Source organism: Pseudomonas brassicacearum subsp. neoaurantiaca (genome assembly GCF_013608025.1).
Classification (GTDB): domain Bacteria; phylum Pseudomonadota; class Gammaproteobacteria; order Pseudomonadales; family Pseudomonadaceae; genus Aquipseudomonas.
In genome coordinates, this window is the sequence record NZ_VDLV01000014.1 from 38,261 (window position 1) to 47,357 (window position 9,097).

The following is a 9,097-nucleotide window of genomic DNA, read 5'->3' on the forward strand; positions in this document are numbered from 1 at the left end:
TTTTGAAACATCTGCCGACTACGCTGGTCCATCCCAGCTGCTAGGCTCCTTTGCAGGCCTTCATTTCGACAGAATCCTTGCCCATGCTCGTGCCGTTGCTGTTCGCCTGTGGTCTCGTGCTGGCCGCCACCCCGGCCATGGCCATGACCATCTACAAATCCACCGATGCCAATGGCGTGGTTTCCTATAGCGACCGCCCCAGCAAGGGCTCGCAGGTGTTCGTGTTCCGCGATCGCATGGTCGAACGCCTCGAGCGGCAGGTGTTTCTAGACATCAAAAAACAGAAGGGCGCGGACGCGGTGTACGTGCGCAACGACCTGTATGCGCCTGTGGAAATCGAGCTGAGTTTCGCCGGGCTGCGTAACGTGAGCGGGGCGCCGAGCCGGCCTATTCGTCGGGTGCTGCCGGCGCGCAGCAATCTGCGCCTGGCGCAGCTGACGGCCACTCGGCCGGGAAGGCCGCTGGCGTATACCCCGAGGTTCGAATACTCCCTGGGCGACCCGGCAGGCACCGCGCAGGCCTATCAGTATCCGCTGCCCTGGCGCGGCGGGCCGTTTCGGCTGAGCCAGGGCGCCAACGGTCAATACAGTCACTACGGTCCGAAGAACCGCTACGCCATGGACATCGCCATGCCCGAGGGTACGCCGATCATCGCGGCGCGGGGCGGCGTGGTGGTCAAGACCGAGAACGAACAGACCGGGCGCGGCACCGATCCTTCGGGCAACTTCGTCCGCGTGCTGCACGATGACGGCACCATGGGCGTCTACCTGCACCTGCAGAAGGGCTCGGTGAGCGTCAGGGAAGGGCAGCGGGTGATGGTGGGTACACCGTTGGCGCTGTCGGGCAACACCGGCAACAGCTCCGGCCCGCACCTGCACTTCGTGGTGCAGCGCAACACCGGGTTAGGGCTGGTGTCGATTCCCTACCAGTTCAACCAACCGGTGGGCGAGCTGCCCAACTTTGCGTTGGGTAAGCAGTAGCGCGGGAGATTCGAAAGGCTTTTCGTGGCGAGGGAGCTTGCTCCCGCTCGGCTGCGAAGCAGTCGTCGCTTTTGGGGTCGCTTCGCGACCCAGCGGGAGCAAGCTCCCTCGCCACAGTGGGTTATGCCTTCAACTTGCGGGCGGGTCGATACTCAATCGAGCATCAACACCTTCGCCAGGATGATCTTCGGCCCTTTCATCTTCTTGATGATGATCCGCAGGCCTTCGACTTCCAGCACTTCTTCCTCTTCGGGCACCCGCTTGAGGGTTTCATAGACCAACCCCGCCAAGGTTTCCGCCTCGATGTGGTCCAGGTCGATCCCCAGCAGGCGCTCGACCTTGAACAGCGGCGTGTCGCCACGTACCAGCAATTTGCCTGGCTGGTAGGCGAGGATGCCGCGCTCGGCCTTGCGGTGTTCGTCCTGGATATCGCCCACCAACACTTCCAGCACGTCCTCCATGGTCAGGTAGCCAATGATGTTGCCATCGGCTTCCTCGACCACGGCGAAGTGCGAGCCGCCCTTGCGGAACTGCTCCAGCAGCTGCGACAGCGGCATGTGCCGCGACACGCGTTCCAGCGGCCGGGTCAGTTCAGCCAGGTTGAACGATTCGGGAATGTGGTCCAGGGCGGCCAGTTCCAGCAGCAGGTCCTTGATGTGCAGCAGGCCGACGAACTCCTGTCGCTCGCTGTCGTACACCGGGTAACGGCTGAACTTGTGGCGGCGGAACAGCGCGAGGATTTCCTTGAGCGGCGCGTTGAACTCCAGCGTCACCAGGTCTTCCCGGGAATTGGCCCAGTCCACCACTTCCAGCTCGCCCATCTCCACGGCGGAGGCCAGCACGCGCATGCCTTGGTCGCTCGGGTCCTGGCCACGGCTGGAGTGCAGGATCAGCTTCAGTTCTTCGCGGCTGTAATGGTGTTCATGGTGCGGGCCGGGCTCGCCTTGGCCGGCAATACGCAAGATAGCGTTGGCGCTGGCGTTGAGCAGGTAGATCGCTGGGTACATCGCCCAATAGAACAGGTACAGCGGCACGGCCGTCCACAGCGACAGCAGCTCGGGTTTGCGGATGGCCCAGGATTTGGGCGCCAGCTCACCGACTACGATGTGCAGGTACGAGATGATGAAGAACGCGGTAAAGAACGACACGCCCTTGATCACTTCCGGCGACTGGACGCCGACCGCGCCGAGCAACGGTTCGAGGATGTGGGCGAACGCCGGCTCACCGACCCAGCCCAGGCCCAGGGAAGCCAGGGTGATGCCCAATTGGCACGCCGACAGGTAGGCGTCGAGCTGGCTGTGGACGGTGCGCAGGATATGCCCGCGCCAGCCGTTCTGCTCGGCGATGGCCTCGACCCGGGTCGAGCGTAGCTTGACCATGGCGAATTCCGCCGCAACGAAAAAACCGTTGAGCAGGACCAGGATCAGAGCAAAGAGAATCATGCCGAATTCGGCGAAGAGCGTAACGAGGGACAAGCCAGGGGAAGGGTCCATGATGGGGTTTTGCAGGTTCCGTATGTTCGTAGGATTGAAAATCAGCGCCTGAAAAGGCAGGCACAAGTCAGCCAATGTAGCGGCTGACCGGGCGATTGCCTAGAGGGGACGGCCGGTCGGCATCACTCGTCGCGGCTCGAGGGCCGTCCGTGAACCACCTGGGCCGGGGCGAAATGGCAGGTAAACGTGCTGCCGTGGCCGGGCACGCTGCTGATCTCCATGCGCCCGCGATGGCGTAGCAGAACGTGTTTGACGATGGCCAATCCCAATCCGGTTCCGCCGGTGTTGGAGTTGCGGCTGGAGTCGACCCGGTAGAACCGTTCGGTCAAGCGCGGCAAGTGCTTGCTGTCGATGCCGATGCCGGAATCGCGCACGCTCAGGTGAGCGCCTTGCTCATCGCCCCACCAGCGAACGTGGATCCGCCCTTGCTCCGGCGTGTACTTGACCGCATTGAACACCAGGTTGGAAAACGCGCTGCGCAGCTCCGCCTCGCTACCCTTGAGTTGCACGGCAGGGTCGGCTTCAAGCGTGATCGCCTGCTGCTTGGGGCCGGACAGCTCTTGGGCATCTTCGGCGATGGTCTGCAGCAGTTCCTCGATGGGCACTGGCTGGTTGTCCGATGGGTAGTCGGTGGCTTCCAGCTTGGCCAGCAACAGCAGGTCGTTGAGCAGGGTCTGCATGCGTCCGCTCTGCTGATGCATCTGCTGCAAGGCCCGGCTCCAACGCGGGTTCACCTCCTCGACATTGTCGAGCAGGGTTTCCAGATAGCCGCAGATCACCGTCAACGGCGTGCGTAATTCATGGGAAACGTTGGCGATGAAATCCTTGCGCATCTGCTCCAGTTGATGAATGCGCGTCACGTCCCGCACCAGCATCAGGTGCTCGTTGTTGCCGTAGCGGGTGATGTAGAGCTGGATGCGCAGTCGATCGTTGGTCGGCGAGGGGATTTCCAGCGGCTCGGCGTAATTGTCCTGCTCGAAATATTCCTTGAAGCGCGGGTGGCGCACCAGGTTGGTCACCGGTTGACCGCTGTCCTGGGGCGTCTTGAGGCCCAGCAGGGTTTCGGCGGCGCGGTTCCACCATTCCAGGTTGCCTTCGCTGTCGAGCATGATCACCGCGTCTTTCAGCGCGGCGGTGGACTCCTGGACGCGGTCGATCACCGCTTGCAGGCGGCCCCGAACGCGCTGGTCGCGCCGTTGCAGGTGATAGATGCTGTCGAACACCTCGCCCCACAGGCCATAGCCGTCGGGCGGGGCTTCGTCGGGTTGATGCAGGCGCAGCCACTCGTGCAGGCGCAGCAACTGCTTGAGGGTCCAGGCCAGGTAAAGCCCCAGGCCCGCGGCCAGGCTCCAGCCGTAATACCCGGTGATCAGGCCGATCAACAGGCAACCGGTAACCAGCAACAATATGTGGCGAATCAGGGTGCCATGCCAGTTTTGATTCACGTGACGCGCGTCCTTGTCAGCTTGTCGGGCGGTAAGGGCTCGGATCAGGCCTTTGTCGAAAAACGATAACCGGTGCCGCGCACGGTTTGTACCAGATTCTCGTAGGCATCGCCGAGGGCTTTGCGCAGGCGGCGGATGTGTACGTCCACGGTGCGCTCCTCGACGTAGACGTTGCCGCCCCAGACCTGGTCCAGCAACTGCCCGCGGGTGTAGGCGCGCTCCTGGTGCGTCATGAAGAATTGCAGCAGACGGTACTCGGTCGGGCCCATCTCGGCAGGCTTGCCGTCGATGGTCACACGGTGGCTGATCGGGTCGAGGAGCAGGCCACCGACCTCGATGGGCGCTTCACCGTCGGTCGGCCCTGCGCGACGCAGCACGGCCTTGAGGCGCGCCACCAGTTCTCGTGGGGAAAACGGCTTGGTGATGTAGTCGTCGGCGCCGACTTCCAGGCCTTGGATCTTGTTGTCCTCTTCGCCCTTGGCGGTGAGCATGATGATCGGGATATCGCCGGTCAGCTCATCGCGCTTGAGGCGCCGCGCCAGCTCGATGCCGGACGTGCCGGGCAACATCCAGTCCAGCAGGATCAGGTCCGGCTTGCGGTCGACGATGATGGCGTGGGCCTGTTGGGAGTTCTCTGCTTCCATGCAGTCATAACCGGCCATCTCCAACGCAACGGCGATCATCTCGCGGATGGGCGCCTCGTCGTCGACGATCAGAATGCTCCTGCCAACCATGGGGTAATCCTCTTGTCATTTAACTGTCTTGCGCCGCATTAGATAACGGAATTATTGCAGTCGTGTGACAGAAAGTTCTGTGCGCGGCAGCAAAAGGGATCCTGGACTACGCTTTTCAGTCCGAATCCTGACAACTACAAAGGAAGGTTTCCTATGACGCGCACGACTGTTTCCTTGAAAGCACTGCTGATATCTGCTGCCCTGGCTCTGCCTGGATTTGCGATGGCCGCCGACCCTGCGATGGAGAAGGACGGCATGTTCACCGACCATAAGGGCATGACTCTGTACACCTTCGCCAAGGACTCTGCCGGCAAGTCCGCCTGCAATGACAAGTGTGCGGCTAATTGGCCACCGCTGATGGCCGAGGCGGGTGATAAATCCATGGGGGACTGGACCGTGATCAAACGCGACGATGGGTCGATGCAATGGGCCTATCAGGGCATGCCGCTGTACACCTTCGTGATGGACAAGAAGGCTGGAGACATGACCGGCGACGGCAAAATGGATGGTGCCTGGAAAGTTGCCAAGGCTAAATGACAACGGTGTTCAGATTGCGCTTGTAGCGAGAGAGCTTGTTCCCGCTGGGGCGGTCCGACGCTTCGGGCGTAGCGGCCCCAGGATTTTGCGGTCGCTGCGCAACCGAGCGGGAGCAAGCTCCCTCGCCACAAAGGCTTTCATGAGCCAAGGTTCCGTGCTGGGCACGCGGCCTCAGCGCAACCCGTAATCCAGCACGATCCCCACAAAAATCGCCAACCCGGCCCAATGGTTGTGCAGGAACGCCTTGAAGCAACGCATCCGGTCCTTGCCGCGGGTGTACCAGAACTCCCAGGCGAAACACGCCGCAGCGGCCACCAGCCCCAGGTGGAACCAGCCACCCAGTTTGAACTGAGCGCCCGCCAGCAACAGGCAGCCCAAGGCCAGGCCCTGCAGCGTCAGGATGATCACCCGGTCGGCATCGCCAAACAGGATCGCCGTGGATTTCACGCCAATCTTCAGGTCATCGTCCCGGTCGGTCATTGCGTAGTATGTGTCATAGCCCACCGTCCACAGCAGGTTGGCGATGTACAGCAGCCACGCAGCCGCCGGCAGATGGCCGGTCTCGGCGGTGAACGCCATCGGCATGCCCCAGGAAAACGCCGCGCCCAGCACCACTTGCGGGTAGTACGTATAGCGCTTCATGAACGGATAACTGAGCGCCAGCGCCAGGCCGCCGAGGGACAGCAGGATTGTCGGTGCGTTGGTGCACAGCACCAGCAGGAAGCTCACACTCATCAGCACGGCGAAGAACACCAGCGCCTCTTTCGAGCTGATCTTGCCGCTCACCAGCGGGCGCTGCTCGGTGCGTTTGACGTGCCCGTCGACCTTGCGGTCGGCCCAGTCGTTGATCACGCAACCGCCGGCACGGGTCAGCACCACGCCAAGGATGAAAATCACGACGTTGGCCAGCGAGGGCGACCCTTCGCCTGCGACCCACAACGCCCACAGCGTCGGCCACAACAGCAGGTAAATGCCGATGGGCTTGTCCATGCGCGTCAATTGCACGTAGTCCCAGGCCCGAGGATTGAGGCGGTTCAAGGATTTGAGCAGTTGCGTGTACATCAGCAATTCTCCGAATAAGCGCGGGCGACCGTCCACAGACGTGGCAAAAAGACCTCCGCCACCAGCACGCTCAACGCACCGCGATCGAAACGCGAACGTCGGCCCCACAGCGCATTGGCGCGAACCGGCGGCGGCAGCCATTCGCTCGGGTAATGGCAGACCTCGATTGCCCGGCGTTGGAACGCCTGGTCACAAAACAGCAGCTCGCCCAACGAGCGGCTGCCCAATTCGTCCATGTGCAAGCCGTCGCCCTGCAACGCGCTGCGCGCCGCCACACTGCGGGCGAATACCCAAGGCTCGCCGTGGCCGCGCAAGTACACTTCGCGCACCCATCCCTCGCTGCCCGCGGCCAGGTCCAGCGCGGCACACTCGTCGGCGCGCAACGGCTGCCAGCCTTCGAACAGCGGCGTCACGCTGAAGTGATCGTTCGACAGGCCTGTCAGACGCCGGGTCAGGGAACCTTCGTCAAACAACCAGTCCATGACGCACGCATCCGGGCGCGGCGACAGCAGGTGTTGGGGCAGCCATTGAAGTGTAGGAAATATCGAATTTGTCGGCGGCACAGGGGTCTTGAATGGCAGCAAATGAGGTCGCGAGCTTACCATGCCGGTCGGCGATTTTGGCCGAGCCAACCCGCCGTCACGCCGATGCCGCTTGCATCTGTCGCGATCGATCAGTACAAAACCGCCCTGAGCCGGAAAATACCGGTCAAGGCCTGACATCTTGAGGAAGTATTGGAATGAAGAAGTGGCAATGTATCGTCTGTGGCCTGATCTATGACGAAGCCATGGGTTGGCCTGACGATGGCATCGAACCTGGCACCCGTTGGGAAGATGTGCCGGAAGACTGGCTGTGCCCGGACTGCGGCGTCGGCAAAATGGATTTTGAAATGATCGCAATCGGCTGATTATTTCCCCTACATGGAGAGCAACATGAGCGCACCTGTCGTTATCGTCGGTACTGGCCTGGCCGGTTACAACCTGGCCCGGGAATTTCGCAAGCTCGACAGCGAAACCCCGTTGCTGCTGATTACCGCGGACGATGGCCGCTCCTACTCCAAGCCCATGCTCTCCACGGGTTTTGGCAAAAACAAGGACGCCGATGGCCTGAGCATGGCCGAGCCGGGCGCCATGGCCGAGCAGTTGAACGCCGAAGTGCGCACCCACACGCGCATCAGCGGCATCGATCCGGGCCACAAGCGCCTGTGGATCGGCGAAGAGGCGGTGAACTATCGCGACCTGATCCTCGCCTGGGGCGCTGAAACCGTGCGCGTGCCGGTGCAGGGCGATGCAGCAGACCTGATCTTCCCCATCAACGACCTTGAAGACTACGCGCGCTTCCGGGCCGCTGCCGCAGGCAAGCGCCGGGTGTTGCTGCTTGGCGCCGGCCTGATCGGCTGCGAATTCGCCAACGACCTGATCCTCGGCGGCTACGAAGTAGAACTGGTGGCGCCGTGCGAGCAAGTCATGCCGACGCTGCTGCACCCGGCTGCCGCCGCGGCGGTACAGGCCGGGCTGGAAAGCCTCGGCGCACGTTTCCACCTCGGTCCGGTGCTCAATCGCCTGCAACGGGTGGCCGACGGATTGGAAGCGCACCTGTCGGACGGCCAAGTGATTGCCTGCGACCTGGTGGTCTCGGCCATCGGCCTGCGCCCGCGCATCGACCTGGCGGCAGCTGCCGGCCTGCTGGTCAATCGCGGCGTGGTGGTCGATCGTCACCTGAAGACTTCCCACGCCAACATCTACGCCCTGGGCGATTGCGCCGAGGTCGATGGCTTGAACCTGCTCTACGTCATGCCGCTGATGAGCTGCGCCCGCGCCTTGGCCCAAACCCTGGCCGGCAACCCGACCGCCGTCGGTTATGGCGCTATGCCGATCACCGTGAAAACCCCGGTGTGCCCGCTGGTGGTTTCGCCACCTCCGCGAGGCAGCGAGGGTGTATGGACCGTCGAAGGGCAGGGCGCCGACATCAAGGCCCTGTGCCGCGACGCCCAAGGCAACCTGCTGGGTTACGCGCTGACCGGCGCGGCGGTGATGGAGAAACTGGCGCTGAACAAGCAGCTTCCGGCGCTACTGGCGTAAATGCCGGTCGTTCTGTCGCATATACCCTGCTTTTGAAGCCACAAACGCCCGCCGGCCACTGGCGCCGGTTGCGGCCCCGTGCCATCCTCACTCCCGTCTGCCGCAGAGTAGAGCCTGCGGCGCCTTAGGGGTTGTTCCGAAGAGAACAGCACGGACATAACAACAAAAAAACCGTCAAAGGGGCTTCATTCATGCGTAAACCAGAACTCGCCGCCGCCATCGCGGAAAAAGCGGACCTCACCAAAGAACAAGCCAACCGCGTCCTCAACGCCGTCCTCGAAGAAATCACCGGCGCCCTGCACCGCAAGGACAGCGTCACCCTGGTCGGCTTCGGCACCTTCCTGCAACGCCACCGCGGCGCCCGCACCGGCAAGAACCCACAGACCGGCGAGCCGGTGAAGATCAAGGCCAGCAACACCGTTGCATTCAAGCCGGGCAAGTCCTTAAAGGACAGCGTCAACCCATAATTGCGGCGAGTACCTCGATCGAGGGAAGGAAGCGGCAACAAAAAAGGCATACCGAGGGTGATCGGCATGCCTTTTTTTGTGGCCGTTGGATAGCAACCATCTGTTAATCCACCACAAGCCCCGTGGCGAGGGAACTTGCTCCCGCTGGGCTCTGTAGGAGCTGGCGAAGCCTGCGAGCTTTCGCTCCAGATTCACTTGGCAATGTAAGGTCGCGTTTTGTGGCGAGGGGATTTATCCCCGCTGGGCTGCGAAGCGGCCCCAAAATCTTGCGGTCGCTGCGCAACCGAGCGGGAGCAAG

General features: G+C 62.4%; 10 protein-coding genes. 5 read left to right on the forward strand and 5 right to left on the reverse strand.

The genetic code is table 11. The features are described from left to right. Positions 1 to 83: 83 nt before the first annotated feature. Positions 84 to 980 (forward strand): peptidoglycan DD-metalloendopeptidase family protein, encoded by an 897-nt coding sequence (locus tag FHK92_RS12310; protein WP_181288307.1) that lies wholly within the window; start codon positions 84 to 86, stop codon positions 978 to 980. Positions 981 to 1,132: 152 nt separating this feature from the next. Here FHK92_RS12310 and FHK92_RS12315 read toward each other — a convergent pair whose 3' ends face one another. The 3 genes from FHK92_RS12315 to phoB form a co-directional block, all read right to left on the reverse strand. Next, the gene (locus tag FHK92_RS12315; protein WP_181288308.1) at positions 1,133 to 2,473 is read right to left on the reverse strand and encodes a hemolysin family protein; all 1,341 of its coding nucleotides are present in this window, start codon (positions 2,471 to 2,473) and stop codon (positions 1,133 to 1,135) included. A gap of 122 nt (positions 2,474 to 2,595) precedes the next feature. Next, complete coding sequence (gene phoR, locus FHK92_RS12320) at positions 2,596 to 3,918, reverse strand: phosphate regulon sensor histidine kinase PhoR (protein ID WP_181288309.1); 1,323 nt, start codon at positions 3,916 to 3,918, stop codon at positions 2,596 to 2,598. A 44-nt stretch (positions 3,919 to 3,962) separates the two neighbouring features. Beyond that, a complete protein-coding gene (gene phoB, locus FHK92_RS12325) occupies positions 3,963 to 4,652 on the reverse strand; it encodes a phosphate regulon transcriptional regulator PhoB (RefSeq protein ID WP_003177195.1) in 690 nt (229 codons plus the stop codon). A 153-nt stretch (positions 4,653 to 4,805) separates the two neighbouring features. Here phoB and FHK92_RS12330 point away from each other — a divergent pair, with 153 nt between their 5' ends. After that, a complete protein-coding gene (locus tag FHK92_RS12330; RefSeq protein ID WP_181288310.1) occupies positions 4,806 to 5,189 on the forward strand; it encodes a COG4315 family predicted lipoprotein in 384 nt (127 codons plus the stop codon). 171 nt (positions 5,190 to 5,360) lie between these two features. On the opposite strand, the gene ubiA is transcribed toward FHK92_RS12330, so the two are convergent. After that, positions 5,361 to 6,251 carry a 4-hydroxybenzoate octaprenyltransferase gene (gene ubiA / locus FHK92_RS12335; protein WP_181288311.1) on the reverse strand — a complete coding sequence of 297 codons (891 nt, stop codon included), beginning with the start codon at positions 6,249 to 6,251 and terminating at the stop codon, positions 5,361 to 5,363. Then, a complete protein-coding gene (locus FHK92_RS12340; protein ID WP_309109604.1) occupies positions 6,251 to 6,814 on the reverse strand; it encodes a chorismate--pyruvate lyase family protein in 564 nt (187 codons plus the stop codon). Before FHK92_RS12340 ends, ubiA begins: the two co-directional genes overlap by 1 nt. Before the next feature lie 176 nt (positions 6,815 to 6,990). Between FHK92_RS12340 and FHK92_RS12345 the strand changes: the two genes are divergently transcribed. The 3 genes from FHK92_RS12345 to FHK92_RS12355 all read left to right on the forward strand — a co-directional run bounded on the left by FHK92_RS12345 (position 6,991) and on the right by FHK92_RS12355 (position 8,799). Continuing rightward, complete coding sequence (locus tag FHK92_RS12345) at positions 6,991 to 7,158, forward strand: rubredoxin (protein WP_181288313.1); 168 nt, start codon at positions 6,991 to 6,993, stop codon at positions 7,156 to 7,158. A gap of 25 nt (positions 7,159 to 7,183) precedes the next feature. Beyond that, positions 7,184 to 8,332: an NAD(P)/FAD-dependent oxidoreductase gene (locus FHK92_RS12350; RefSeq protein ID WP_181288314.1), complete on the forward strand. Its 1,149-nt coding sequence runs from the start codon at positions 7,184 to 7,186 to the stop codon at positions 8,330 to 8,332. Between the two features lie 191 nt (positions 8,333 to 8,523). Next, positions 8,524 to 8,799 (forward strand): HU family DNA-binding protein, encoded by a 276-nt coding sequence (locus FHK92_RS12355; RefSeq protein WP_003213368.1) that lies wholly within the window; start codon positions 8,524 to 8,526, stop codon positions 8,797 to 8,799. Positions 8,800 to 9,097: the final 298 nt, after the last annotated feature.

What these genes read in the sequence shown, in the direction of transcription:
- FHK92_RS12310 (WP_181288307.1), top strand. Translation starts at nt 84, where the DNA reads ATGCTCGTGCCGTTGCTGTTCGCCTGTGGTCTCGTGCTGGCCGCCACC.
- FHK92_RS12315 (WP_181288308.1), bottom strand. Translation starts at nt 2,473, where the DNA reads ATGGACCCTTCCCCTGGCTTGTCCCTCGTTACGCTCTTCGCCGAATTC.
- phoB (WP_003177195.1), bottom strand. Translation starts at nt 4,652, where the DNA reads ATGGTTGGCAGGAGCATTCTGATCGTCGACGACGAGGCGCCCATCCGC.
- FHK92_RS12330 (WP_181288310.1), top strand. Translation starts at nt 4,806, where the DNA reads ATGACGCGCACGACTGTTTCCTTGAAAGCACTGCTGATATCTGCTGCC.
- ubiA (WP_181288311.1), bottom strand. Translation starts at nt 6,251, where the DNA reads ATGTACACGCAACTGCTCAAATCCTTGAACCGCCTCAATCCTCGGGCC.
- FHK92_RS12345 (WP_181288313.1), top strand. Translation starts at nt 6,991, where the DNA reads ATGAAGAAGTGGCAATGTATCGTCTGTGGCCTGATCTATGACGAAGCC.
- FHK92_RS12350 (WP_181288314.1), top strand. Translation starts at nt 7,184, where the DNA reads ATGAGCGCACCTGTCGTTATCGTCGGTACTGGCCTGGCCGGTTACAAC.
- FHK92_RS12355 (WP_003213368.1), top strand. Translation starts at nt 8,524, where the DNA reads ATGCGTAAACCAGAACTCGCCGCCGCCATCGCGGAAAAAGCGGACCTC.